Raw genomic sequence first — 24936 nt, forward strand, 5'->3', positions numbered from 1 at the left:
TGGCCCGATGGTCTACCATGCCGCCCGCCGGTTTCCACACGGAATCAAAAGGGAATCCCGGGCGCGCCGAGGGCGGGCCAAAGGGAACTGCCCCCGCAACTGTAGGTGCCGAGCCTGCGCCATCGATGCCACTGGGTCTGCCGACCCGGGAAGGCCGGCGCCGGCCAGGACGCACCAGTCAGGAGACCTGCCGGCACGCATTCACCAACCGGCGGGGTGTCCGGGATGGTCATCCGCCCCTGGCCGCGTGCTTGCCGCGCGACGCTTGGCGATGCCTGTCCGTGGGCCATTCCGTGCACCACCCGACAGGAGATCGCCCCACCATGCCGTACCGCCTCGCCACCCTGCTCGCCGGCCTGTCACTGGCGGGCCTGGCCCACGCCGACGCCACCCGCTACCCGTTGACCATCGACAACTGCGGTTTGCCGCAGACCTTCGCCCAGGCCCCGCAGCGCGTGGTGACCATCGGCCAGGCCGGCACCGAGTTGCTCTATGCCCTGGGCCTGGGCGAGCGGCTGGCGGGCACCTCGCTGTGGTTCAACAACGTGCTGCCCGAGTTCAAGGCGCAGAACGACAAGGTCGAGCGCCTGGCTGACAACGAGCCGGGCTTCGAGGCGGTGGTCGGCAAGCGCCCGCAGCTGGTGACCGCGCAGTTCGAATGGATGGTCGGCGCCCAAGGCGCGGTCGGCACCCGCGAACAGTTCGCGGAGCTGGGCATTCCCACCTACCTGCTGCCCTCGGACTGCGAAGGCAAGGACAACCTAGTGGGCGCCGACGGTACCCGCCTGCAGCCGTTCAGGATCGACACCATCTACAGGAGCGTCAGTCAGCTGGCCGAGATCTTCGACGTGCAGGATCGCGGCGAACACCTCAATGCCGAGCTCAAGGGCCAGCTGGACCAGGCCCGGCAACGCCTGGCCGGCCAGGACCTGAGTCACACCAGCGCGCTGTTCTGGTTCTCCAGCGCCGACCTCAAGGTCGACCCTTACGTCGCTGGTCGCCAGGGCGTGGCCGACTTCATGCTGCAGACCCTCGGCGTGCGCAACGTGGTCGAGTCCCGCGAAGAATGGCCGGCGGTAGGCTGGGAGACCCTGGCCAGGGCCAACCCCACCTGGCTGATCGTCGCGCGCATGGACCGCCGCCGCTACCCCGCCGACGACTACCAGACAAAGCTCGAGTTCCTGCGCAGCGACCCGGTGACCCGCAACATGGACGCGGTCAAGCAAGGCCGGATCATCGTCCTCGACGCCGACGCCATGCAGGCCGGCATCCGCCTGTTCCGTGGCCTGGAGGTGCTGTCCAGCGCCTTTGCCAGTGGTAAAGCGCCACAACCATGAACCGTTTGCTGCCCATCAGTGCCTTCGCGCTGTTCGCTCTGTGCCTGGCCATGCTCGCCGGGATCGCCATCGGCGAGACGCGGATCAGCGCCGAGGTGGTCTGGCAGGTACTGGCCAACCAGCTGTGGCAGGCCGGCCATGCGCTCGACCCCATCGACGCCGGCATCGTCTGGAACTACCGCCTCCCGCGCACCCTGGTGGCCGCCGCCTGTGGCGCGGGGCTGGCGACCTGCGGGGTGATCCTCCAGGCGCTGCTGCGCAACCCGCTGGCCGAGCCGTACCTGCTGGGCCTGTCGGCAGGCGCCTCGACCGGTGCCGTGGCGGTGGGGCTGTTCGGCCTGGGCGGCGCGGTGCTGTCGCTGTCGGCCGGTGCCTTCATCGGTGCGCTGGCCGCGTTCGCCCTGGTACTGGTGCTGTCGCGGGCCAGCGGCAGCCGACACGACAATGCGCAGGTGATCCTCGCCGGCATCGCCGGCTCGCAACTGTTCAACGCGCTGACGGCCTTTCTGATCACCAAGTCGGCCACCGCCGAACAGGCCCGGGGCATCCTGTTCTGGCTGCTGGGCAACCTCAGCGGCGTGCGCTGGCCGTCGGTCTGGCTAGCGCTGCCGGTGGCCGTGCTCGGGCTGGCGGTGTGCCTGTGGCACCGCCGGGCACTGGACGCCTTCACCTTCGGTGCCGATTCGGCGGCCTCGCTGGGCGTGCCGGTGCGGCGCACGCAATTGTTGCTGATCAGTTGCACGGCGCTGGTGACTGCGGTGATGGTCTCGATCGTCGGTGCCATCGGCTTCGTCGGCCTGGTCATCCCCCACGCCCTGCGCCTTCTGCTCGGCCCCGGGCACAGCCGCCTACTGCCGGCCAGCGCGCTGGGCGGTGCGTTGTTCCTGATTGTTGCCGACATCCTCTCGCGGACCCTGATCGCCGGCCAGGTGATCCCGGTGGGCGTGGTCACCGCCTTGATCGGCGCGCCAGTGTTCGCGCTGATCCTGGTCAGCCGCCGGGGGCGTCCATGACCGTGATGACCGCCCTCGCCAACGCCCCGCTTGTCTGCGAGGGGCTGGGCCTGCGCCTGGGCGGCCGCGAAGTGCTGCAAGACATCGACCTGAGCGTGATGCCCGGCGAGACCCTCGGTGTGGTCGGCCCCAACGGATCGGGCAAGTCAACCCTGCTCAAGCTGCTCGCCGGCCTGCGCACGCCCAGCAGCGGCAGCGTGCGTTTGCTGGGCGAGGCGCTGGAGCGCATGCCGCGTCGCCGGGTTGCGCAAAGCCTGGCGCTGGTCGAACAGCAGGCCGATACCCTGGACGCCATCAGCGTCTACGACGCCGTGGCACTCGGCCGCACACCGTGGCTGTCGGCCCTGGCGCCGTTCGGCGCGGACGACCGTGCCATCGTCGAGCAGGCCCTGGCCGACGCCGACGCCGGCCACCTGCGTCGGCGCCTGTGGGGCGAGCTGTCCGGCGGCGAACGCCAGCGCGTGCACATCGCCCGGGCCCTGGCCCAGCGGCCGCAGGTACTGCTACTGGACGAGCCGACCAATCATCTTGATATCCAGCATCAACTGAGCCTGCTGCGGCAGGTTCAAGCGCTGTCGGTGACGACCCTGGTGGCCTTGCATGATCTCAACCAGGCGTTGACTTGTGACCGGTTGGCGGTGCTTGACCAAGGACGGTTGGTTGCCTTGGGGATACCGGAGGTGGTGCTGACACCGGAGCGGATATTGGCGACATTCGGGGTTCAGGCCCACTACCTGATCGATCCGTATGATGGGGCGCGGGTACTGCGGTTTCGCGCCTGAAAGCGCTGGAGCCGCTTCGCGACCCCAGCATCGTTTGTCATAGCGCTGAGCAGAGGTTACAGCCTGCATCTCAGCCCATGTATCCTGCAGGCGGCAACCTCCACGCCTGCAGCTCCAACGGCGTCATGCCCGCCAGCACCTGCACGAAGGTTTCAGTCAGCTCACTGCTGACATTGCCGTGGAATCGGTAGTTGCTCAGCAGGTAGCGCCGGACCGTTTTCGGCCAGTTGTTCGCCAGGTGGGCGGCCTTGATAATGCCTTTGGCATCCTGGTAGTTGGCGGCAGGCTTGACCTGGGTCAGGCGGCGCTCGAAGTGGCTGAAGCTCCAGTCGTCCTCGCGGGCCTCGAATTCATCCAGCAGTTTCACCTTGTACAACGCAAGCTCAGGCATGCGTGATCTCCTTGTGATGGGGGTGGAAGGAGACGGTAGGCGAATACAGCGAGAATGAAAATGAACGCGGTGTTGAGTGTTGTGCAGGAAGGCTGGAAGGATCTGTCAGACTGTACAGACGCGCGTGCCGGGCGCAGCGCCTGGTCGCCCTTGGCATCGAAGCTGCCCAGCAGCAAGGCCACCGTCGGCGCATCATCAATGGCGCCGAGGGAACTGCCGCAGGTGGCGCAGAACGCTGGCAAGCCACCTTTGTAGAGGGTCATGGGGGCTACCTTCCCTGGCTGGCGGGATTGCCGCACAATAGCCAACCTGGCACCTGCCAGCGGCGCAAAAGTGTTACGCCGTGTGGCATGCCGACCTGCGCTACCTGCGTCTCCTGCTACAGTGCGCCCCGCGGCCCGTCCGGCCCCTGCAATGATGGAAACCTGCTGATGGAAAGAATGATCCAGTTCGTGGCCGTGGTGGTGGTCTGCACCCTCATCGGCGTGGCCTGTGAACACTACGAAGTCAACCGCTACCTGAAATGGTTGCTGATGGCCCTGCCGGCGATCCTCTGGGTACGCCTGCGCAATCCGCTGCAACGCTGATTCCTCGATCACGGGATTGCAGTACACTCCCAGGCCTTACCGTGCCCAAGGCCCCACTATGCCCCGCCTGCCCCGTCTACTGCTCCCAGTGTTGCTGCTCGCCGCCCTCGCCGCCCTCGCCGCCTGCGACCAGAAGCCCAGCCGCGAGGAAAAGATCCTCGCCAACCTGCCCCTGCAGGAAGCCTACGACCACAACATCGAGCGCATGGCCGGGCTGCTGGCCATGACCCATGCGCAGGTGCCCCAGGACAAGATCAAGGACGTGCTGCGCAAGCACCTGACCGTCGACGACCAGCGCCGTGACCTGTTCAGGCTCTACAGCGAAGAGCACTTCAGCGATGCCGAGTTCGACCTTATCGTTCAGGCCACCCGCGATCCGGCAAAGGCCAGGGAACTGGGCCAGAGCGAGGAAGGCAAGCGCCTGAGCGAGAAGCTCACCACGCTGATGCGCGAAAGCGCCAGCGACGCCAAGGTCCAGGCCTTGGTGCAGGAGCGCATGCAACAAGTCGAGGACGACCTGCAGGCGCTGGAGCAGACTGCCCCCTGAACGTAGGTAACATGGGAGGATAATTCCGTGAGCCCCGTGGGAAACCGGAGCCACCTTTGTCCTCCAACCCTGCAATTGCGCTCAAGCATGGTCCACTTTGGTCCAAGCGCGTAAGGTGCGTTTTCCGCTGTATCCGACGAGGCCAAGGATTGCGATATTTCACCCCGCACGGACCGCGCCCCGACCTGCGCACCCTCATACTCGCCCTTTGCGCCACCACGGCCCTGGTCATGCTGCTGGCCAGCTATTTCGCCAGTTACCGGGTACAACGGCAGCTGCTGATCGACAGCGCCCTGGAGGCCAACCGGGCCTATGCCGCCAAGCTGGCCGCCGTGACCGAGACCACCCTGGTCAATGCCCTGCAGCAACTGGCCTACGGCGCCCGGCAAAGTGGCCTGCACCCGGACGACGACAGCCTGGTGCAAGCTGAGATCGACCGCCTGCAGCAACAGAGCAACCTGTTCAACTCCACCCTGCGGGTCGACGCCCAGGGGACCGTGCGCTCGCTATCGCCCGCACCGCTGCAGCACCTGGCCGGCAGCCAGGCAACCTCACCCGGCGCCCGGCAAGCCTTGCGCGAGCGCCGCACGCTGGTCTCCACACCTTTCCTGTCGGCGGCCGACAACCTGCTGGTGGTGCTCTCGCAACCGATCTTCGACGCCAGCGGCCACTACCACGGCTATATCGGCGGCAGCCTGTACCTGCGCGAACGCAACCTGCTCAACAGCCTGCTGGGCACGCACTTCTACCAGAACGGCTCGTACCTGTACGTGGTCGACCGCAACCGCCGGCTGCTGTTTCACCCCGACAGCAAACGGGTCGGCACCCTGGTAGGCGACAACGCGCTGCTCGACGACCTGCCGAACCTCGACCATGGCACCCGGCGCCTGGTCAACAGCCAGGGCGTGGAGATGCTCGCCGGGTTCGCCACGGTACCCAGTGCCGGCTGGACCATCGTCGCCCAGCAGCCACTGCGCCAAACCGTGGAACCGCTTCGCCAGCTGATCCTCAATGTAGTGGTGATTTCCGCGCCGCTGGCGCTGCTCGGCTGCCTGCTGCTGTACTGGCTCACGCAAGTCATCGCCCACCCGCTGCGGCAGTTGGCCAGTGTCGCCCGGGGCATGGGCCAACAGCAGACCACCGAACGCATCCACCAGGTCCGTGCCTGGTATGCAGAGGCCGCGGAGCTCAAGCGTGCCCTGTTGTTCGGCGTGAACCTGCTGCAGGAGCGCATCGGCCGGCTCAACCGAGATGCCCAGACCGACCCGCTGACAGGGCTGGTCAACCGGCGCGGGCTGCAACAGGCACTGCGGGTGCAACAGGCCGAGCAGTGCGGGTTTGCCGTGGTGGTGCTGGACATTGATCACTTCAAGCGGATCAACGACAGCCACGGCCACGATGCCGGCGACCGTGTGCTGCAGCAGCTGGCCAGGCTGATGCGCGGGACCTGCCGCGAAGGCGACGTGCTGTGCCGTACCGGCGGCGAGGAGTTCCTCATGCTGCTGCCGGGTGCCGGCCTGGAGGTGGCGACAGCTGTCGCCGGCCACCTGCGCCTGACGGTCGAGCACACCCCGATCGTACCGACCGGTACCGTCACCATCTCCCTGGGTGTGGCCAGCTGGCAGCCCCGCGACGCTGGCACGCCTGCCGACGCCCTGGCCAGGGCCGACAAGGCGCTATACCAGGCCAAGCAGAAGGGACGCAACCGCGTCTGCATCGACAGCCCGGCCTGACCCCTACGCGGCGTCGGCCGTCCACACCGCCAGTTCATAGCCGTCCGGGTCGATGAAATGGAAACGCCGCCCGCCAGGAAACGCGAACACCGGGCGGCTGATTCGGGCGCCGGCAGCCTCGACGCGCTGCTGCACCTGCGCCAGGTCAGCGGCATACAGGATGATCAGCGGCCCACCCGGACGAACCGGTTCGCCCGTGGTGAAACCACCCGTGAGGCGACCGTCACTGAATTCGGTATAGGTCGGCCCGTAGTCGGTGAAGGTCCAGCCAAACACCTGGCCGTAGAAAGCCTTGCTGCGGGCGATATCGCCCACGTTGAACTCGATGTTGTCGATTTGCCGGTCATTGCCACGCGCACCCATGGTGAGCCTCCTTGCGGGGATTGGAAGGGGAAGCTTACTGCAAGCGCCACGCGCGCAGGCCCGCTTCCACACATCATGTTTGTCCTTCCAAGCTCAGGGGGCGGTGCTAACGGATATCCGGAGGTCGCCCTCGACAAAGCCTGCTCGCCCTGCCGCTTGTCTACTGGCCCGAGAACAACGACGGCGCGACCTGAGCGCGCCGCATCCGCCCAGGCTGCCAGAGCAACGGAGAGCATCCATGTCCATCGCCCATGAGGTCCCGCCCGCCACCTTGCGGCGGGTGATCGCCGCCTCGGCCATCGGCAACTTTGTCGAGTGGTTCGACTTCGCCGTCTACGGTTTTCTCGCCACCCTGATCGCCAGTCAGTTCTTCGCCAGTGAGGACGCCAGCGTCGCCCTGCTCAAGACCTTCGCCGTGTTCGCCGTGGCCTTCGCCCTGCGCCCGCTGGGTGGCATCGTGTTCGGCGCGCTGGGCGACCGGCTCGGACGCAAGCGCATCCTGTCGCTGACCATCCTGCTGATGGCCGGTTCCACCACCCTGATCGGCCTGCTGCCGACCTACGCCAGCATCGGCGTACTGGCTCCGGTACTGCTCACCCTCGCCCGCTGTCTGCAGGGATTTTCCGCGGGCGGTGAGTACGCCGGTGCCTGCGCCTACCTGATGGAGCACGCGCCACGGGGCAGGCGGGCGTTCTATGGCAGCTTCGTGCCGGTCTCGACCTTCTCCGCCTTTGCTTGCGCGGCAGTCATCGCCTACGGACTGGAGGCCAGCCTCACGCCCGAGGCGATGAACGCATGGGGCTGGCGCGTACCGTTCCTGGTTGCCGCGCCCCTGGGCCTGGTGGGCCTGTACCTGCGCTGGCGCATGGAGGAGACCCCGGCGTTTCGCCAGGCGCTGGCCGAAGGCAAGGCCCATGCGCATTCGCCGCTGGGCGACACCCTGCGCCACCATGGCCGCACCATTCGCAACCTGGGCGCGTTCATCTCGCTGACGGCACTGTCGTTCTACATGTTCACCACCTACTTCGCCACCTACCTGCAGACGGTCGGCCACCTCAGCCGCGCCCAGGCGCTGCTGGTCTCGACCGTTGCGCTGCTGTTCGCCGCCGCTGGCTGCCCGCTGGCGGGTGCCTTCAGCGACCGTGTCGGACGGCGCAGGACCATCGGCTTTACGTGCCTATGGGTGATGCTCGCGGTGTTCCCCGCCTACTGGCTGGCCAGTTCCGGTTCGCTGTCGGGGGCATTGCTGGGGGTGATCCTGCTGGCCATCGGCGCGCTGATGAGCGGCGTGGTCACCGCCGCGCTGCTGTCGGAATGCTTCCCCACCCGCAGCCGCTACACCGCCTCGGCGATCACCTACAACGTCGCCTACACCCTGTTCGGCGGTACCGCGCCGCTGGTGGCGACCTGGCTGATCGAACAGAGCGGCAGCCGCCTGGCGCCGGCCTTCTACCTGGTGGTGATTGCCTTGCTGGCCCTGGTGGGCGGGTTGGCGTTGCCGGAGACCTCACAGGCTTCGTTGCATGAGGACACGCCGGGCAACGATCAGCCTGGGGTATCGCAAGACCTGTAGCGGGTTGCCCTATGGCTTCTCGTGGGAGCGGGGTTGCCCCGCCCCCACGCCTTTCCTCACGCCAGGTCGAAGCGGTCCAGCTCCATGACCTTTACCCACGCCGCCACGAAGTCCTTGACGAACTTGTCCTTGGCATCGCTGCTGCCATACACCTCGCTCAAGGCACGCAGCTGCGCATGGGAGCCGAACACCAGGTCGACCCGGCTGGCGGTCCATTTCACTTGGCCGGTCTTGCGGTCACGCCCCTCGAACGCCTCGTTGTCCGCCGAGGTCGGCTTCCACTCCACGCCCATGTCCAGCAGGTTGCGGAAGAAGTCGTTGCTGAGCACGCCGACCCTGTCGGTGAACACGCCGTCCTTGCTGCCGCCATGATTGGCACCGAGCACCCGCAGGCCGCCGATCAGCACGGTCAGCTCCGGTGCGGTGAGGGTCAGCAACTGGGCCTTGTCCAGCAGCAGCTTCTCGGCCTTGACGCTGTAGCGGGCCTTGCTGAAGTTACGGAAACCGTCGGCAAGCGGCTCGAGCACGGCGAACGACTCGACATCGGTCTGCTCCTGCGAGGCATCCACACGCCCCGGATGGAACGGCACGCTGATGTTGTGCCCGGCGTCCTTGGCCGCCTTCTCCACCGCCGCGCTGCCGGCCAGCACGATCAGGTCGGCCAGGGAGATCTTGTTGCCGCCCTCGCCGCGGATCTTCTCCAGTGCCGTCAGCACCTTGTCCAGGCCCTGGTTCGCCGTCCAGCCGTTCTGCGGTGCCAGGCGCAAGCGGGCGCCGTTGGCACCACCGCGCTTGTCGGAGCCACGGAAGGTCGAAGCCGAGGCCCAGGCGGCGGAAACCAACTCCGACACACTCAGCCCCGACGCCAACACCTTGGCCTTGAGCGCGGCGATATCGGCGTCGCTCGGCTGAGGGCCTGATTTGGGCAGCGGGTCCTGCCACAACAGCTCCTCGTTGGGCATTTCCGGCCCGAGGTAACGGGCCAGCGGGCCCATGTCGCGGTGGATCAGCTTGTACCAGGCGCGGGCGAAAGCGTCGGCGAGCTGGTCTGGGTTGTCCTTGAAGCGTCGGGCGATGGGTTCGTAGATGGGGTCGAAACGCAGCGCCAGGTCGGAGGTGAGCATCGACGGGGCGTGCGTCTTGCCGGGGTCGTGGGCATCCGGCACGGTCCCCGCGCCCTTGCCATCCTTCGGTCGCCACTGATGGGCGCCCGCCGGGCTCTTGGTCAGCTCCCACTCGAAGTTGAACAGGTTGTTGAGGTACTCGTTGCTCCACTTCGTCGGGGTCGAGGTCCAGATCACTTCCAGGCCACTGGTGATGGTGTCGGCGCCCTTGCCGGTACCGAATTTGTTATGCCAGCCGAAACCTTGCTGCTCCAGGCCCGCAGCTTCCGGCTCGGCGCCGACATTGTCGGCGGGGCCCGCGCCATGGGTCTTGCCGAAGGCATGACCGCCGGCAATCAGCGCCACGGTCTCTTCATCGTTCATGGCCATGCGGCCGAAGGTCTCGCGGATATCCTTGCCCGAGGCGACCGGGTCGGGGTTGCCCTCCGGCCCTTCGGGGTTCACGTAGATCAGGCCCATCTGCACGGCGGCCAGCGGGTTCTCCAGGTTGCGCTCGGCCGACAGGTCACGGTTCTGTTCCTCACCATGCTTGGCAGGCTCGGCCACCAAGTCACCCTGGCCGGGGGGCTGGGCCTTGACCTGATCCTTACCGTAGCGGGTGTCACCGCCCAGCCAGACCTTCTCCGAGCCCCAGTACACGTCCTCGTCGGGCTCCCACACATCGGCGCGACCACCGGAGAAGCCGAAGGTCTTGAAACCCATGGATTCGAGAGCGACGTTGCCGGTGAGCACGATCAGGTCGGCCCAGGAGATCTTGTTGCCGTACTTCTGCTTGATCGGCCACAGCAGGCGCCGGGCCTTGTCCAGGCTGACGTTGTCCGGCCAGCTGTTGAGCGGGGCGAAGCGCTGCTGGCCGGAGCCTGCGCCGCCACGGCCGTCACCGATGCGGTAGGTGCCGGCGCTGTGCCAGGCCATGCGGATGAACAGCGGGCCATAGTGGCCGAAGTCGGCCGGCCACCAGTCCTGGGAATCGGTCATCAAGGCGGTCAGGTCTTTTTTCAGCGCCTGGAAGTCGAGGCTCTTGAACGCCTTGGCGTAGTCGAAGTCCGGGTCCATGGGATCGGACTTGCTGGAGTGCTGGTGGAGGATCTTCAGGTTGAGCTGGTCAGGCCACCAATCACGGTTGCTGGTGCCGCCACCGGCGGTCTGGTGGAACGGGCATTTCGATTCGTTCGCCATCTGCTTCTACCTTTCGGGTCGGTTCAATTCAGATTTCCGGGCGTTCTTGTATGTTTGCTGCCAGGTCTCGGAACAGGCGCGCCCGCAAGCACGCCCTCTGCTCATCAGTAGTGGCCGGGCACGCCTGTGCACCGACTTTTCACGGAACCCGCACAAAGACTAGCCGAGCCTGGGCAGAGGTCTAATAGAAGCGCTATTGGGTGGTGATAGCCTGGCTCTGTCAGCCTGTGGCGCCCCCTGCCCGTGCCACGATCACGTGGCAGACCAGGATCGTCACATTGATCTGTTCAACTGGGCTCGCCCGATGAAAAAGCATATTTGGCCAATCCTCGCGATACCGGCCGAACCCGCGCCAGGGACGGCGCAATCACGGGCCAGATGGCGCTTCAACAGCGCCGTGCGTGGGCGACTCGGACGAAATGCGCCTCGCGCCCTTTCGTACCGCGGCAAGTGAAGGCACAATGCGTGTCCTTTTTTTGGCCGGCCTGGCCGGGGGCCTTTAAATGATCAAGACGCCGTACTACCTCATCGATAAACAAAAGCTGCTGGGCAACATGGAAAAGATCGCCTACGTGCGCCAGCAGTCCGGGGCCAAGGCCCTGCTCGCCCTCAAGTGCTTCGCCACCTGGTCGGTGTTCGACCTGATGCAGCAGTACATGGATGGCACCACTTCGTCCTCGCTGTACGAGCTCAAGCTCGGCCGCCAGAAGTTCGCCGGCGAAACCCACGCCTACAGCGTGGCCTGGGCCGACGATGAAGTCGAAGAGATGCTCGAGAACTGCGACAAGATCATCTTCAACTCCATCGGCCAGCTTGAGCGTTTCGCCGAACAGTCCGAGGGCAAGGTGCGCGGCCTGCGCGTCAACCCGCAGGTGAGCAGTTCCGACTACCTGCTGGCCGACCCGGCGCGCCCGTTCAGCCGCCTTGGTGAGTGGGACCCTGAGAAAATCGAGAAGGTGATCGAGAAGATCTCCGGCTTCATGTTCCACAACAACTGCGAGAACGGCGACTTCGGCCTGTTCGACAAGATGCTCACGCACATCGAGGAACGCTTCGGCCACCTGCTGCACAAGGTCCAGTGGGTCAGCCTCGGCGGCGGCATCCATTTCACCGGCGAAGACTACGCGCTGGACGCGTTCTGCGCACGCCTGAAAGCCTTCTCGCAACAGTACGGCGTGCAGGTCTACCTGGAGCCGGGCGAAGCGGCCATCACCAACAGCGCCTCGCTGGAAGTGACCGTGCTCGACACCCTGTACAACGGCAAGCACCTGGCCGTGGTCGACAGCTCGATCGAGGCACACCTGCTCGACCTGCTGATCTATCGCCTCAACGCCAAGATGGCGCCCAACGACGGCGCGCACACCTACATGGTCTGCGGCAAGTCGTGCCTGGCCGGCGATATCTTCGGCGAGTATCAGTTCGACAAGCCGCTGCAGATCGGTGACCGCCTGTCGTTCGTTGACACCGCCGGTTACACCATGGTCAAGAAAAACTGGTTCAACGGTCTGAAAATGCCATCCATCGCAGTCAAGCAGCTCGACGGCAGCGTCGAGCTGGTGCGCGAGTTCGGGTTCGAAGACTACGTTTCGAGCCTGTCGTAAGACAGGCTTTCACGAAGGAGAAAAGCTGAATTGAAGAAGAACGTTCTTATCATTGGTGCAGGAGGTGTCGCCAAGGTGGTGGCCCACAAGTGCGCACAGCATAACGACGAACTGGGTCGTATTGCGATTGCGTCACGGAACATCTCCAAATGCCAGGCCATCATCGACAGCGTCAAGGCCAAGGGTAGCCTAAAGGTACCCGCCGACATCCAGGCCTTCTCGCTCAACGCCCTCGATGTCGAGGCGACCAAGGCACTGATCCGCGAGACCGAGTCGCAGATCGTGATCAACGTTGGTTCCGCCTTCCTCAACATGTCGGTGCTGCGTGCCTGCATCGATACCGGTGTCGCTTATCTTGACACCGCGATTCACGAAGAACCGGGCAAGATCTGCGAAACCCCGCCCTGGTATGGCAACTACGAGTGGAAGCACCTCGAGGAATGCCAGCAGAAGAACATTACCGCCATTCTCGGTGTCGGCTTCGACCCGGGTGTGGTGAACAGCTACGCCAAACTCGCGCAGCAGCAGTATTTCGACCGCATTGATTCGATCGACATCCTCGACGTCAATGCCGGTTCCCACGGCAAGTACTTCGCCACCAACTTCGACCCGGAAATCAACTTCCGCGAGTTCACCGGGCAAGTCTGGAGTTGGCAGAACAGCCAATGGACCAGCAACACCATGTTCGAGGTCAAGCGTACCGACGACCTGCCAGTGGTGGGTTCGCAGAACCTGTACCTGACCGGTCACGACGAGGTGCACTCGATCTCGAAGAACCTGAACGTGCCGAACGTGCGCTTCTGGATGAGCTTCGGCGAGCACTACATCAACGTGTTCACCGTGCTGAAGAACCTCGGCCTGCTTTCCGAGCAGCCGGTCAAGACCGCCGAAGGCCTGGAAGTGGTACCGCTGAAAGTGGTCAAGGCCGTGCTGCCGGATCCAGCCTCGCTGGCCCCGGGCTACACCGGCAAGACCTGCATCGGTGATCTGGTCAAGGGCACCAAGGATGGCCAGCCGCGCGAGGTGTTCATCTACAACGTGGCCGACCACGAAGAAGCCTACGCCGAGACCGACAGCCAAGGCATCTCCTACACCGCCGGCGTGCCGCCGGTGGCCGCCGCACTGCTGGTCGCCCGTGGCGAATGGGACGCCGGGCGCATGGTCAACGTCGAGGAACTGCCGGCCGAGCCGTTCCTCAAGGCGCTGGACGTGATGGGCCTGCCGACCCGCGTCAAGGATGAAAAAGGCGATCGTCCATGGGACGCTGAAGCCTAAGCTGCACGACGAAGGGGCGCCAGATGGCGCCCCTTCTGTTTGTGCAAGCTGTCTGTGGGAGCGGGGTTGCCCCGCGATAGGGGCAACACTGACAGATCGCTACTTCCTGGCCTCCAGTATCAAGTTGAACGGCGTCTGCGTCGCCCTGCGGAACCGCCTGAACCCTGCCTCTTCGAACACCGCCCGCAACCGCGCCTCCCCGGCCTGCGCCCCCAATCCCAGCCCCACCTCCTGCGACAGCGAATTCGGTGTGCAGATGAAGGTGGACGCCGCATAGAACAGCCTGCCGACCGGATTGATGTTGGCATCCAGCGTATCCTCGGCGAACGGTTCCACCAGCATCACCGTGCCGTCGTCCTTGAGCGCCCGGTAAGCATGCCGAGCCGCCCCCACCGGGTCACCCATGTCGTGCAGGCAGTCGAAGAAGCACACTAGGTCCAGGTCGCGAACGGGATAGTCCTTGGCCGAAGCCTGCTGGAAGATGACCCGCTCGGCCACGCCTGCGTCGCGGGCCCGCTCGGTGGCGGTGAGCACCGACGGCGCATGGTAGTCGTAGCCGGTAAAGCGCGAGGCCGGAAACGCCTCGGCCATGACGATGGTCGAGGCGCCATGGCCACAGCCGACATCGGCCACTTGGGCACCGGCCTGCAGCTTGGCCACCACACCCTCCAGTGCCGGTAGCCAGTCGGCGACGAGGAAAGTCCGATAACCCGGCCTGAAGAACCGCTCAGTACCACTGAACATGCAGGGATGATGATCGCCCCAGGCGAGTGCGCCGTTGCCGCGCATGGCCGCGACCAACTTGTCCTTGTCATGGAACAGCGCCGCCAGCACCGAGGCGCCGCCGGCCATGTAGACCGGGGAGTCTTCCAGGGCCAGTGCCATGGCCTGCTCCTCGGGCAGGGTGAACTGTCCATCACGATGCACCAGATAGCCCGCCGCCGCCTGGCCATTGAGCCACTCACGCACAAGTCGTGGCTGACAGCCGGTCCGTTCGGCCAACGCCTCGGGCGTGACCGGCTGGCTGTCAGCCATGGCCCGATAAAGCCCGAGCTCATCCCCGAGAATGACATTGGCCAGCGTCGCTGCCGCGCCCATGTCACCCACCAGCTTGCCCATGAATTCCTGAAGCCGTGCCTCGTCCATGACCTGCCCTCCTCTTGCCAGAAGGCCACCGTCGGCGACGTCAGCTCCAGAGGCGGTGGTCGGATGGATGATCGAACCGCTTTGAAGCCGGTCCAGACTTTAAGTCTAGACCCGCCTGCGCTATCTTCGCCGCGCTGCCGGCAGCCCCGCCAATACCGGACGGCCGCACCCGCGCAGCGAAGGAATTGCCTGCATGCTCTCCAGCCGTACCCTCGTCCTGATCCTCGGCGTCGCCTTCATCATGCTCGACCAGTGGGTCAAACTGATCGCCCTGGTCGCCCTGAACAACCACAGCTATGTGTTCGGCAACCAGATCGTCTGGCTCGACCTGGCCCTGAGCATGAACCCTGGCGCGTTCCTCAGCCTCGGCGCCAGCTTGTCGCCGGGCCTCAAGCAACTGATCTTCGTGGCCGCGGTAGGCGTGGCATGCTGCTGGGCCGTGACCTGGGCGTTCAGGCACTGGCAAGCGACCCCGGTGAAGGCCGGCGCGGCCTACTTCATCGCCATGGGCGGCCTGGCCAACCTGATCGACCGGGTGCTGCGCGACGGCCATGTGGTCGACTACCTCGTGCTTAACCTCGGCCCGCTGCATACCGGCGTGTTCAACCTTGCCGACATCGCCATCATGGCGGGGGCGCTGGTGCTGGGATTGGGGGCGATGAAGAAACCGGCCATCGCGTGAAAGCTACCAAGTGCCCACCGCGCCCCTTGCAGCGCTCTCAGGATCGAGCGCCGCGTGGGCGGCGCCCGGTCTCATAGGCGCTTTACCTGTTTCGCCAAGCACCCGAATCGCTATTGCCCAGCAGCCTCCAACCGCTCCAGCAGCGCATCGGCCAACGCCTTGTCAGAGAACGGGTTCTGCCCGGTGATCAGCTCGCGATCGACCACCACATGGGGCTGCCAGGCCTCGGCGTAGCCCATGTCGCCTCCTGCGCCGGCCATGGCCTTGGCGGGATAGAACTGCAGACGCTGTTCCTTGAGCGAGCCTTCGAAAATCTGCTCCTCAGGGTCAGAAAAAATCGTCATGCGATAGCCCTGGTACGTCCAGTCGCTGGCCGCTGGGGTTTCGCCACGGGCGAGCGCGGCGTGGTAGGCGACCGGATCCTGCTGCGCCGACAGCAGCGTGATCGGGCCGTGGCAGATGGCGGCGGTGGGCTTGCCGGCCTGGTGGAAATGGCGCAGCAAGGTGCCGACGTCAGGGTTGTTGGCCAGGTCGATCAGCGGCGCATGGCCACCTGGGATGAAGATCCCCGCGTAATGATCCAGATCGCCCGCCAGCACCTCCTTCAACGACAGCGTGTCGCGAATGTCCGGCAGGCTTTCGACCACCTGGCGGATTCGCTGCATCTCGCCGGCATCGCCGCCGAAGTACATCGGGTCGATCGAGCGCTCGTCAACACTCGGCGCATTGCCCCTGGGCGTCACCAGCACCAGCTTGTAGCCGGCCTTGAGCAAGCGGTCGGCGGGCACGCCGAACTCGTTGAGGTAATAACCGGTGGGGTACGGCTTGCCGTCCTTGAGCGGTAACTGGTTCTCGCTGGACAACAGCACCAGCACTTCGCCCTTCGCGGCAGCGGCGGCGTGGCCAGTCAGCAATGCGCCGGCCAGCGCCAGCGCAACGGGAGCAATCTTGTTCATGGTCGATTCCTGATTCAGTTGAATGGCGCGATATCCAGCGGGCGGGCAAGCTGCACTTGTGTCGGTGCGGCCAGCCAATCGGCGGTGGCGGCGCGGTAGGCCTGGTAATGGGGGCTGTGGCGATGGGCCTCGACGGCGGCCTCGTCGACGTACAGCTCGAACAGATCGAACGCCAGCGTCCCCCCCTCGCGCACGAACAGGTCGTAGCGCAGGTTGCCGGGCTCGGCGCGGGTCTGCTCGACCATCCGGCGCAGGGCCTGCTCGGTGGCGTCACGGTATTCGGGAAGGGGCTGGATGGCGGCGAAAATGGCGATGGTCATGGGCGACTCCCTCAACAGGTTGGGCCCATCCTAACCAGCACGCTATGATTCGATAATTCGAAAGCACTTATTCCTGCGATTCAATTCATGAATATCGGTAACAAGAACCTCAACCTGCTGCACCTGTTCCAGGTGCTCTACGAAGAGCGCAGCGCCTCCCGTGCCGCGCAACGCCTGGCGCTCAGCCAGCCGGCCCTGAGCCACAAGCTCAACAAGCTGCGCCACCAGTTCGGCGACCCGCTGTTCGTGCGCGCGCCACGCGGCCTCACGCCCACCCCCAGGGCCCACGAGCTGGCGCCGCAGGTGCAGCAGTTGATCGGGCACCTGCAGGACTTCTTCAGCCGCTGCGACGGCGAGCACTTCCTTGAACGCCCGGTCCAGTTGCACCTGTACAGCACCGACTACCTGGAACAGACCTTGCTGCCCGGGCTGCTGCCGATTCTTCGCGACCAGGCGCCGAACCTGACCCTGGTCACCCACAACACCCGTGGCGACCTGCCCCGCGAGGCGCTGGAGAAAGGCACCTGCGACCTTGCAATCGCCGGCTTCTACAGCGACCTGCCAGACACATTTCACCAGCAGCGGCTGCTCTGCGAGGACTTCGTGGTGCTGGCCGCCGCCGACAACCCGAGGTTGGTCGACGGCCTGACCCTGGAGGCATTCGTGGCCTGCGACCACCTGTTGACGACCTTGACCGGCGATCTCGACGGCCGGGTCGACCAGGCCCTGCGGGCTCTCGGCCGGCAACGCCGGGTGGTGGCCGGACTGTCCAGCTTCATCGCCCCCACGCGCCTGGTGCGCGGCACCGACCTGCTGCTGACGTGCCTGCGCTCGCTGGCCATGGAGGCAGTCGAGCGCGATCCCGGCCTGCGCCTGCATGCCCTGCCGCTGGTGCTGCCGCACGTCGAGGTGATGCAGATCTGGCACGCGCGCACCCACGCCGATCCCATGCGCCGATGGTTCCGCCAGCAGGTGTGGGAGGTGGCGCAACGGGTCATTGCACCAGCTGGTTGATCTCGATGATCGGCATCAGCACCGCCATGACGATCAGCAGCACCACCGCGCCCATGACCACGATCATCAACGGTTCGAGCAGCGCGGTCATGCCCATGGCGCGGCGCTCGATGTCCTTGGCCAGGCTGTCGGCGGCGCGGTCGAGCATCGGCGGCAGGTTGCCGGTCTTCTCGCCACTGGCGATCAGGTGGATGAGCAGCGGTGGAAAGACCTTCTCCACCGCCAGCGCCGAGGCCAGCCCGGCGCCCTCGCGCACCCGCGCCGTGGCCTCGTTGACGCACTGGTCGAGGCGTTCGTTGCCCAGGGTCTGGCGCGCCGCCTCCAGTGCCCGCAGCAAGGGCACGCCAGCGCTGCCGAGGATCGCCAGCGTGGCGGCGAAACGCGCCGTGTTCAGGCCCAGCACGAAACGCCCGAGCAACGGCAGCCGCAGGACGCACCCATGCCACGCCAGGCGCGCCGCCGGGGCGCGCAGATAGACCCGCCAGCCCCAGAACGCTCCGGCCATCAGGGCGAAGCACAGCACACCCCATTCGCGCACGAAGTCACTGGCAGCGAGCATGGCCAGGGTCAGCCCGGGCAAGTCCTGGCGCGCCTGGGTGAAGGCACTGACCACCTGCGGCACCACGTAGCTGAGCAGGAAGATGACGATACCCACCGACACCAGCCCCACCACGCCGGGGTAGATGAATGCCGTGAGGATCTTGCCGCGCAGGGTGTTGCGGTCTTCGATGTAGTCGGCCAGACGCTCCATCACCTGGGCCAGGTCGCCAGACTCCTCGCCCGCCGCCACCAGCGCCCGGTAGATTTCAGGGAAATCCCGCGGCCGGTTGGCCAGGGCATCGGCCAAGCGCATGCCGCTGCGCACATCCCCGCGCACCGCGCCCAGCAGTTGGGCCACATGCTTGCGCTCGGCCTGCTCCAGGGTCGCCCCCAGCGCCGCCTCCAGCGGCAGACCGGCGGCCAGCAGACTGGCCAGCTGACGCGTGGCCCAGGCCAGGTCGCCGTCGGACAGCTTCACGCCGAACAGACCACTGCCCTGCCCGGCCACGTCCTGGACTTCGACCTCCAGGGTGGTCAGGCCCAGGGCGCGCAGCTGGGCCATCGCCGCCCCCGGACTGTCGGCTTCGAGCAGGCCCTTGACCACGCGGCCCTGGGCATCGGCGGCTTCATAGCGATAGCGGTTCATCAGGTGTCCCGTGTCACGCGCAGGATCTCTTCCAGGCAGGTGCTGCCGCTGTCGACCCAGCGTTGGCCATCCTCGCGCATGCTGCGCATACCGTTGCGCCGGGCGGCGACGCGCAGGGCCTGTTCATCCGCGCCCTGGTGCACCAGGCCACGGACCTCGTCGTCCACGCAGAACAACTCGTGGATGCCGGTGCGGCCGCTGTAGCCGCAGTGGTTGCAGTGCGCGCAACCCACCGCGCGGTATTGCCCGGGCGTGGCCGGGTCGGGCTCGCGGCAGTGCGGACACAATCGGCGTACCAGGCGCTGGGCCAGCACCCCAAGCAGCGCCGAGGCCAGCAGGAACGGCTCGACGCCCATGTCGACCAGGCGGTTGACCGCCGACACCGCGTCGTTGGTGTGCAGGGTGGCCAGCACCAGGTGCCCGGTCAGCGAGGCCTGCACGGCGATCTGCGCGGTCTCCAGGTCGCGGATCTCGCCGATCATGATCACGTCCGGGTCCTGGCGCAGGATGGCGCGCAGGGCCACGGCGAAGCTCATGTCGATACGCGCGTTGACCTGGATCTGGCTGATGCCCGGCAAGTCATACTCCACCGGATCCTCCACGGTGAGGATGTTGCTGACGCTGGCGTCCAGCCGCGCCAGGGCGGCGTACAGGCTGGTGGTCTTGCCCGAACCAGTGGGGCCGGTGACCAGCACGATGCCGTGGGGCTGGCGAATCAGCTGGTCGAGCCGCGCCAGGATGCCTGCGTCCATGCCCAGCGCCTCCAGGCGCAGACGTCCGGCCTGCTTGTCGAGCAGGCGCATCACCACCCGCTCGCCATGGCCGGTGGGCACGGTGGACACACGGATATCGATCGGTCGCCCGGCCACGCGCAAGGCGATGCGCCCGTCCTGGGGCAGGCGCTTCTCGGCGATATCCAGCTGCGCCATGATCTTGATCCGCGACACCAGCGCGCCGTGCAGCGCCTTGCGCGGCGAGACCACGTCGCGCAGGGTGCCGTCGACCCTATAGCGCACCAGGCAGTGGCTTTCGAACGGCTCGATATGAATGTCGCTGGCCTGGTCGCGCGCGGCCTGGGTGAGCAAGGCGTTGATCATGCGGATCACCGGCGCATCGTCCTGGGCCTCGAGCAGGTCGGTGACTTCCGGGATGTCCTGCAGCAGGCGGTCCAGGTCCACTTCGTTCTCCGCAGCCCCCACCACCGCCGCCGCGCTGCCGGTGTCGGCGTAGGCGCTGGCCAGCAGCGCATCCATCTGCGCATCGGCGAGCGCCTCGACTCGCGCCGGGCCATGGCGTCTGCGCACCTCAGCCACTGCCCAGGCCGGGCTCGACGGGCAGCGCGACAGCACCGACCCGTCCTCACCGTCCACCCGCAGCACCAGGCGCTGGGCCTTGGCCCAGGCGTAGGGCAGGCGGCTCATCGCGCCACCTCGTCCACCGGCACCGCGCGGATCGCGGCCCGCGGTGCGCGCAGCGCCGCCGGATGGACTCGCCCTTGCTCGGGCACGCCCTGCTCCACCGGCGGCAGCAGCGGCATGTCCATGTCCGGCAAGGCCCAGGAGTGCTCGGGCTTGAGGCTGCCCTGGCCGCGGCGGATGAAGCCGTAGCGATTGAGGGTGATGCTGCGCCCGACCGCCGCATCGCGCACGATGTACGGACGCAGGAACACCATCAGGTTGGTCTTGCTGCTGGCGCGGCGCTCGCTGCGAAATAACGCACCGACCCCCGGCAGCCCGGACAGCCATGGAATGCCCTCGTTGGTCTGGGTGTAGCCGTCCTGCAGCAGGCCGCCCAGGACCATGATCTGGCCATCGTCGAGCAGAATGCTGGTGTCGATGGCGCGCTTGTTGGTCACCGTGCCGGCCGCGCTGGAGGCGCGCTGGTCGACGCTGCTGACCTCCTGGTAGACGTCCAGCTTGACCGTGCCGCCCTCGGAGATCTGCGGACGCACGTTCAGCCGCAGCCCCACCTCCTCGCGCTGGATGGTCTGGAACGGGTTGTTGCTGTTACCGCCACCGTCGGTGACGTACTGGCCGCTGACGAAGGGGATGGTCTGGCCGACGAAGATGCTCGCCGCCTCGTTGTCCAGGGTCAGCAGGTTGGGTGTCGACAGCACGTTGCTGCCACCCTTGCTCTTCAGCGCCCGGGCCAGCACCTTGAGGTCGAGCACTTCGCCGATGCCCGGGATCTTCACCGTGCCGTCGACCACCCCTACCGACAGCCCCTTGGGCAGCACGTCGATGCTGCTGGGCCCTTTGACCAGGCCGCTGCCACCGAGGTTGGCGCCGCCAAACACGCCATTCTTGCCGAGGTTGCCGGCCTGCCACTGGATGCCAAACTCGTTGGCGTCGTCCTCGCCGACCTCGACGATCAGGCTTTCCACCACCACCTGGGCGCGGCGCTGGTCGAGCTGGTCGATGACCTCGCGCAGGCTGCGGTACAGCGGCTCGGGCGCGGAGATCAGCAGGGTGTTGGTGGTTTTGTCGGCCTGGATGGTCGCGCCGCCGGCGGAGAACGCGAGCCCCTGGTCGTTCTGCTGGGTGCTGCTGCCATAGCCATTCGGTGTAGTACCGGCGCTCTGGTTGCTGCTGCGGCTGGCATTGGCGTTGTTGTTGGCACTGTTGCCCTGCGCGCTGCCGCCATTGCCGCTGGTGCCGTTGCCACTGCCGCCGGTGAGCATGCCGCCGCCGCTGAGCAGCGCGCGCGTGGCGTCGTTGCCGGCAGTGTCGCTCTCGCCGGTCAGCAGCCCGCGCAGGCTCTGCGCCAGCTTGTCGGCCTGGGCATTGCGCAGGTACACCACGTGCAGGTTGCCGGCGCTGTTCTGGGCGTTGTCGAGCTTGTAGATCAGGTCACGGGCCAGCTGGGTGCGCTCGGGGCTACCGGAGCGGATCACCACGCTGTTCGAACGCGGGTCGCCCAGCACGCTGATCTTCTGGGTCGGGTCGTTGCCCTGGCTGTCGAGCAGTTCGTTGACCATGCCGGCGATGTCGCTGGCGATGCCGTTGTTGACCGCCACCACGTCGGTGTCGATGGCCGTGGGAATGTCGACCCGGTCGAGGATCTGCGCCACCCGTTCGAGGTTCTCGGCGTAGTCGGTGACGACAAGAGTGTTGTTGCCGGGGTAAGCGTTGATCGGGTTGTCGGGCGAGACGATCGGGCGCAGCACCGGGATCAGGTTGACGGCGTTCTCGTACTGCAGGCGGAAGGTGCGGGTGACCATGCCGTTGCCGGCATCACGGTCCCCGGTCACCAGCGCGCCGCCGAGCAGCTTGGCGTCGGCCTGGGGCACCACCTGGGCCACGCCGCCGACGTCGACCACGCTGAAGCCCTGCATGCGCAGGGCCGACAACAGCATGCCGTAGGCCTTGCTGGCGGGTACCTCACCCTCTGACACCAAGGTCAGTTGCCCTTTGACTCGCGGGTCGACCAGGAACTGCCGGCCGGTGGCGCGGGACAGGCCGCGCACCACCGCCTGGATATCGGCATCGACGAAGTTCAACTGCACTGGCTGGTCACCCAGCGGATTGCCCGGAACCGGCGCCGCCACGGCGCGGCTGTGGCGCTGGCCGACCCGAGGAGCGGGTTGGCGCGTTGCCGAGCGGGTCTGTGGCCCGGGCTGCGCACGATGATCCAGCACGCCCGTCGAAGCGCCGGCCTCGGCCAGTGGGCGGCCCAGTTCGCTGCTGGCCAGGGGGCGTTGCGCGCTCGGCGCGCTGGCGCAGGCGCTGAGCGCCAGGGCCAGGAGCAACGGCGCGAACGGCAGTCGCGGTGAACGGAGGCACGTCATGAAGGGTCCTTAGCGCCATGCGCCTGATCCATGCGAAGGGTTCCGGAGAAGGTCGCCGGGCTGCCCGGCTCGGCAGCCGGGTCGCGACGTAGCGCCAGTTGGCCGATGTCCAGCCCCAGCCGCGGCGGCACGCCCTGCAGCCAGGCCATCGCCGCTTCGGCCGGGGCCCGCTGCCAGCTCAGGCGCCAGGCATCGCCCTCGGCGTCGAGCTGTGTCTGTGCCAGCAGGCCGGCCTGTTCCAGGCTTTGCCGCAATGCCAGGGCGGTGTCTGCGGGGCGCTGCGCCAGGCGCTCGCCGAGCAGCGCAGCGAGCGCCTGGGCCTGGCCGCGCAGCTTGGGTGTCTCGGCTTGCCAGTGGTCGATCTTGGCCAAGGCCGGCTGGACCAGCACCTGCCAGCAAAACAACACGCCGAGCAGCCCACCGCCCAGGGCGACGGCCCGGCGCTCCCGCACGGCCAGGGCCTGCCAACGTTGCCGCCCCTGCGCGCGGACGGTAGCCAGGCGCGCTTTAATCGACATGGGCCAGTTCCTCGCCGGATGGCTTGGCCGCGCGCAGGGTCCAGCCTTGCCCGCTGGTCTGTGCGTCAATGCCACGGGCGGCAAGATCGGCCTGCCAGGCGCTGCCCGCCGGGACCTTGCCGCCGTCGGCCAGGGCGGTGATACGCAACTGACCATCCTGGTAATCCATGGCCTCGACATTGCCGACCAGGAACGGCATGACCTGCCCGGCACCGTCCAGCAATGCCGCCAACCCGACCGCCGTGCCGCCGTGAAGTTGCTGGCGTGCCTGCTGCAGCGGGTTGAGCACCACCGGCAACTGTGGGAAGGCCAGGCGCACCTGCGCAACCATGTGGCTACGCAACGCGTCACCTTCACTGGCCAATTGAGCCGCGTAAAGATTGAGGCCCAGGCACCAGGCCAGCGTCGCCGCAACCCAGATGCCCAGCGTGCGCCCCCAGGCCATCGGCTTCGCCGGCCCGGTCAACCCGCCGGAAAGATCCACCACTGACGGTGCAGCGTCCTGACAGGCGTGCAACCCGGCTACCTTGATCCCACCGATCTGCAGCCACGCCTGCAGCCGCGCCAGTTCCGCCAAGCCGAGCCAGGCCACCGCGACCTGCCCATCGACCCGGCGCGGCCCGTGGGCGACATGGACCTGCCCGGCATCCCCCAGCACCAGCCCCTGCACCGCACAACCCACCGCCGCCGTCAGACGCTTGCCGGTCAGAGGCGGCATGGCGATGTCCAAGGCCAGGCTATCCTGCTCGTGCAGGTGCAGACGCCAGGGCGCACCCTTGGCCTGCCGAAGCAGTTGCCCGCGGTTCGCCTGGCCACACCGATCGGCCAGGCGATACTCCAGCAGCGACGCCTCGTCCAGTTCGGCCAGCGGTGCCAGCCACACATCCATGACCGTATTCATGCGCCCACCCGCCGCCAGATGACATCCGGCAACTGCCCCTCGCGCTGGCGCAGCAGCGCCTGCAGGGCAAGCTCGCGATTGCCCAGGCGCACCAGGCCGCGCAGGCGGAACCAGTCGCTGTTGATCCCCACCCGCACATTGGCCATGGCCAGGGATGGCATGCGCAGACGATTGACGAAATCGCCGCGATTGATGAACCAGCGCCCGCCATCGCGCTCAGCCACCAACGCCGCGGCCTGCTGCAGCGACAGGCCCGGCACCTGGGCGGCCAGCACTTCGGCGCTGGCGGTGTTGCCATTGACCCAGGTCAGCGCCGGCAGCACCGTGACGAAACGGCGCAAGCGCTCCAGGGCTTGGCCATCAATGCCCTTGAGCCCGGCCAGGCCCTCGACGCTGCGCAACATCGGGCGCCTGGCCGGCAACGCTTCGACGGCACCACCCGGTGAAGTCGCCCGGCCGCTGTCCAGTTTGCCGAGAGCGGCCAGCGGGCGCTGTGGGTAGCTGTCGATCACCTGTCCGGCGATGGCCGTGGCCAGGCGCTCATTGATCCCGATCAGCGCGCACAGACGCTTGAAGGTCGCCAACGCCTCGGCGTCCACCTGGCCATCAACCATCAGGTTGCGCAGGTTGAACTTGCCCTGCTCGTCCTCCAGTTGCCCGTCGAAGCGCACGCTGCCGGACGGCACGTCGCGCATCGGCTGAGCCCAGGGCTGACCGCCACGCACCAGCGGATCGCGCAAGCGCTGTTCGAACAGCACCTGGCGGCTGAACTGCAGGCCGCCTTCCAGGGCCCACTGGCCCTGCAATGCCAGTTGGTGGTTCTCCAGCTGACGGGTCAGCAAGCCCTGACGCTCGATCATGCCGGCGGCGATCACCGCCACCACTGCGGCGATCAGCAACGCACTGATCACGGCCATGCCC

Annotated in this window: 24 protein-coding genes and 1 riboswitch; of the genes, 11 read left to right on the plus strand and 13 right to left on the minus strand. The window is 66.7% G+C overall.

Annotation, left to right across the window (positions count from 1 at the left end):
- The first annotated feature begins 11 nt into the window (after window positions 1-11).
- Window positions 12-209: riboswitch (cobalamin riboswitch) on the plus strand.
- A gap of 114 nt (window positions 210-323) precedes the next feature.
- Genes AC25M7_RS04965 through AC25M7_RS04975 form a run of 3 tightly spaced genes read left to right on the plus strand, consistent with a single transcriptional unit; the run spans window position 324 to window position 3132 of the window.
- Window positions 324-1337, plus strand: coding sequence for an ABC transporter substrate-binding protein (locus AC25M7_RS04965; protein WP_486970795.1), 1014 nt, complete (start codon window positions 324-326; stop codon window positions 1335-1337).
- Window positions 1334-2350, plus strand: coding sequence for a FecCD family ABC transporter permease (locus AC25M7_RS04970; RefSeq protein ID WP_186597150.1), 1017 nt, complete (start codon window positions 1334-1336; stop codon window positions 2348-2350). The genes AC25M7_RS04965 and AC25M7_RS04970 overlap by 4 nt, the downstream gene beginning before the upstream one ends.
- Window positions 2347-3132 carry an ABC transporter ATP-binding protein gene (locus tag AC25M7_RS04975; protein ID WP_197867461.1) on the plus strand — a complete coding sequence of 262 codons (786 nt, stop codon included), beginning with the start codon at window positions 2347-2349 and terminating at the stop codon, window positions 3130-3132. The genes AC25M7_RS04970 and AC25M7_RS04975 overlap by 4 nt, the downstream gene beginning before the upstream one ends.
- 70 nt (window positions 3133-3202) lie before the next feature.
- Here AC25M7_RS04975 and AC25M7_RS04980 read toward each other — a convergent pair whose 3' ends face one another.
- Together AC25M7_RS04980 and AC25M7_RS04985 are read right to left on the minus strand one after the other, a co-directional pair.
- On the minus strand, window positions 3203-3523 hold the full coding sequence (locus AC25M7_RS04980; RefSeq protein ID WP_028691652.1) for a hypothetical protein: 321 nt from the start codon (window positions 3521-3523) through the stop codon (window positions 3203-3205).
- Complete coding sequence (locus AC25M7_RS04985) at window positions 3496-3786, minus strand: hypothetical protein (protein WP_486970796.1); 291 nt, start codon at window positions 3784-3786, stop codon at window positions 3496-3498. Before AC25M7_RS04985 ends, AC25M7_RS04980 begins: the two co-directional genes overlap by 28 nt.
- A 168-nt stretch (window positions 3787-3954) precedes the next feature.
- Here AC25M7_RS04985 and AC25M7_RS04990 point away from each other — a divergent pair, with 168 nt between their 5' ends.
- The 3 genes from AC25M7_RS04990 (at window position 3955) to AC25M7_RS05000 (ending at window position 6390) form a co-directional block, all read left to right on the plus strand.
- Window positions 3955-4110: a hypothetical protein gene (locus tag AC25M7_RS04990; protein ID WP_155952705.1), complete on the plus strand. Its 156-nt coding sequence runs from the start codon at window positions 3955-3957 to the stop codon at window positions 4108-4110.
- 58 nt (window positions 4111-4168) lie between these two features.
- Window positions 4169-4657 carry a hypothetical protein gene (locus tag AC25M7_RS04995; protein ID WP_486970797.1) on the plus strand — a complete coding sequence of 163 codons (489 nt, stop codon included), beginning with the start codon at window positions 4169-4171 and terminating at the stop codon, window positions 4655-4657.
- 149 nt (window positions 4658-4806) lie between these two features.
- Window positions 4807-6390 carry a sensor domain-containing diguanylate cyclase gene (locus AC25M7_RS05000; protein ID WP_028691657.1) on the plus strand — a complete coding sequence of 528 codons (1584 nt, stop codon included), beginning with the start codon at window positions 4807-4809 and terminating at the stop codon, window positions 6388-6390.
- 3 nt (window positions 6391-6393) lie between these two features.
- Here the strand turns inward: AC25M7_RS05000 and AC25M7_RS05005 are convergent, their stop codons facing one another.
- A complete protein-coding gene (locus tag AC25M7_RS05005) occupies window positions 6394-6753 on the minus strand; it encodes a VOC family protein (RefSeq protein WP_486970798.1) in 360 nt (119 codons plus the stop codon).
- Between the two features lie 238 nt (window positions 6754-6991).
- On the opposite strand from AC25M7_RS05005, the gene AC25M7_RS05010 reads away from it, so the two are divergent.
- Entirely contained in the window at window positions 6992-8326 is a 1335-nt protein-coding gene (locus AC25M7_RS05010; RefSeq protein ID WP_028691659.1) for an MFS transporter, read from the plus strand.
- Window positions 8327-8382: 56 nt separating this feature from the next.
- Here AC25M7_RS05010 and katG read toward each other — a convergent pair whose 3' ends face one another.
- Entirely contained in the window at window positions 8383-10629 is a 2247-nt protein-coding gene (gene katG / locus AC25M7_RS05015) for a catalase/peroxidase HPI (protein WP_486970799.1), read from the minus strand.
- A gap of 503 nt (window positions 10630-11132) precedes the next feature.
- On the opposite strand from katG, the gene nspC reads away from it, so the two are divergent.
- Both nspC and AC25M7_RS05025 read left to right on the plus strand, forming a co-directional pair.
- On the plus strand, window positions 11133-12230 hold the full coding sequence (gene nspC, locus AC25M7_RS05020) for a carboxynorspermidine decarboxylase (RefSeq protein ID WP_028691661.1): 1098 nt from the start codon (window positions 11133-11135) through the stop codon (window positions 12228-12230).
- A 30-nt stretch (window positions 12231-12260) separates the two neighbouring features.
- Window positions 12261-13505, plus strand: a complete 1245-nt coding sequence (locus AC25M7_RS05025; RefSeq protein WP_028691662.1) for a saccharopine dehydrogenase family protein — start codon at window positions 12261-12263, stop codon at window positions 13503-13505.
- Between the two features lie 99 nt (window positions 13506-13604).
- On the opposite strand, the gene AC25M7_RS05030 is transcribed toward AC25M7_RS05025, so the two are convergent.
- Window positions 13605-14651 (minus strand): class I SAM-dependent methyltransferase, encoded by a 1047-nt coding sequence (locus AC25M7_RS05030; RefSeq protein ID WP_069017372.1) that lies wholly within the window; start codon window positions 14649-14651, stop codon window positions 13605-13607.
- A gap of 193 nt (window positions 14652-14844) precedes the next feature.
- On the opposite strand from AC25M7_RS05030, the gene AC25M7_RS05035 reads away from it, so the two are divergent.
- Complete coding sequence (locus tag AC25M7_RS05035) at window positions 14845-15333, plus strand: signal peptidase II (protein ID WP_028691664.1); 489 nt, start codon at window positions 14845-14847, stop codon at window positions 15331-15333.
- 110 nt (window positions 15334-15443) lie between these two features.
- Here the strand turns inward: AC25M7_RS05035 and AC25M7_RS05040 are convergent, their stop codons facing one another.
- Complete coding sequence (locus AC25M7_RS05040; protein WP_486970800.1) at window positions 15444-16289, minus strand: type 1 glutamine amidotransferase domain-containing protein; 846 nt, start codon at window positions 16287-16289, stop codon at window positions 15444-15446.
- 14 nt (window positions 16290-16303) lie between these two features.
- The gene (locus AC25M7_RS05045) at window positions 16304-16609 is read right to left on the minus strand and encodes a putative quinol monooxygenase (protein ID WP_028691666.1); all 306 of its coding nucleotides are present in this window, start codon (window positions 16607-16609) and stop codon (window positions 16304-16306) included.
- 87 nt (window positions 16610-16696) lie between these two features.
- On the opposite strand from AC25M7_RS05045, the gene AC25M7_RS05050 reads away from it, so the two are divergent.
- Window positions 16697-17623 carry a LysR family transcriptional regulator gene (locus AC25M7_RS05050; protein WP_486970801.1) on the plus strand — a complete coding sequence of 309 codons (927 nt, stop codon included), beginning with the start codon at window positions 16697-16699 and terminating at the stop codon, window positions 17621-17623.
- Here AC25M7_RS05050 and gspF read toward each other — a convergent pair.
- From gspF to gspK, 6 genes are read right to left on the minus strand one after another with little or no spacing between them, the layout of a single operon-like run.
- Window positions 17604-18809 (minus strand): type II secretion system inner membrane protein GspF, encoded by a 1206-nt coding sequence (gene gspF, locus AC25M7_RS05055; RefSeq protein WP_028691668.1) that lies wholly within the window; start codon window positions 18807-18809, stop codon window positions 17604-17606. The genes AC25M7_RS05050 and gspF overlap by 20 nt on opposite strands.
- Window positions 18809-20230, minus strand: coding sequence for a type II secretion system ATPase GspE (gspE, locus tag AC25M7_RS05060; RefSeq protein WP_207852386.1), 1422 nt, complete (start codon window positions 20228-20230; stop codon window positions 18809-18811). The genes gspF and gspE overlap by 1 nt, the downstream gene beginning before the upstream one ends.
- Window positions 20227-22596 carry a type II secretion system secretin GspD gene (gspD, locus tag AC25M7_RS05065; RefSeq protein WP_486970802.1) on the minus strand — a complete coding sequence of 790 codons (2370 nt, stop codon included), beginning with the start codon at window positions 22594-22596 and terminating at the stop codon, window positions 20227-20229. Before gspD ends, gspE begins: the two co-directional genes overlap by 4 nt.
- Window positions 22593-23114, minus strand: a complete 522-nt coding sequence (gspM, locus tag AC25M7_RS05070; protein ID WP_028691671.1) for a type II secretion system protein GspM — start codon at window positions 23112-23114, stop codon at window positions 22593-22595. Before gspM ends, gspD begins: the two co-directional genes overlap by 4 nt.
- Window positions 23104-24015: a GspL/Epsl periplasmic domain-containing protein gene (locus AC25M7_RS05075; RefSeq protein WP_145978847.1), complete on the minus strand. Its 912-nt coding sequence runs from the start codon at window positions 24013-24015 to the stop codon at window positions 23104-23106. The genes gspM and AC25M7_RS05075 overlap by 11 nt, the downstream gene beginning before the upstream one ends.
- On the minus strand, window positions 24012-24932 hold the full coding sequence (gspK, locus tag AC25M7_RS05080) for a type II secretion system minor pseudopilin GspK (protein ID WP_486970803.1): 921 nt from the start codon (window positions 24930-24932) through the stop codon (window positions 24012-24014). The genes AC25M7_RS05075 and gspK overlap by 4 nt, the downstream gene beginning before the upstream one ends.
- Window positions 24933-24936 lie beyond the last annotated feature (4 nt).

It is taken from the genome of Pseudomonas sp. P106(2024) (assembly GCF_057480815.1).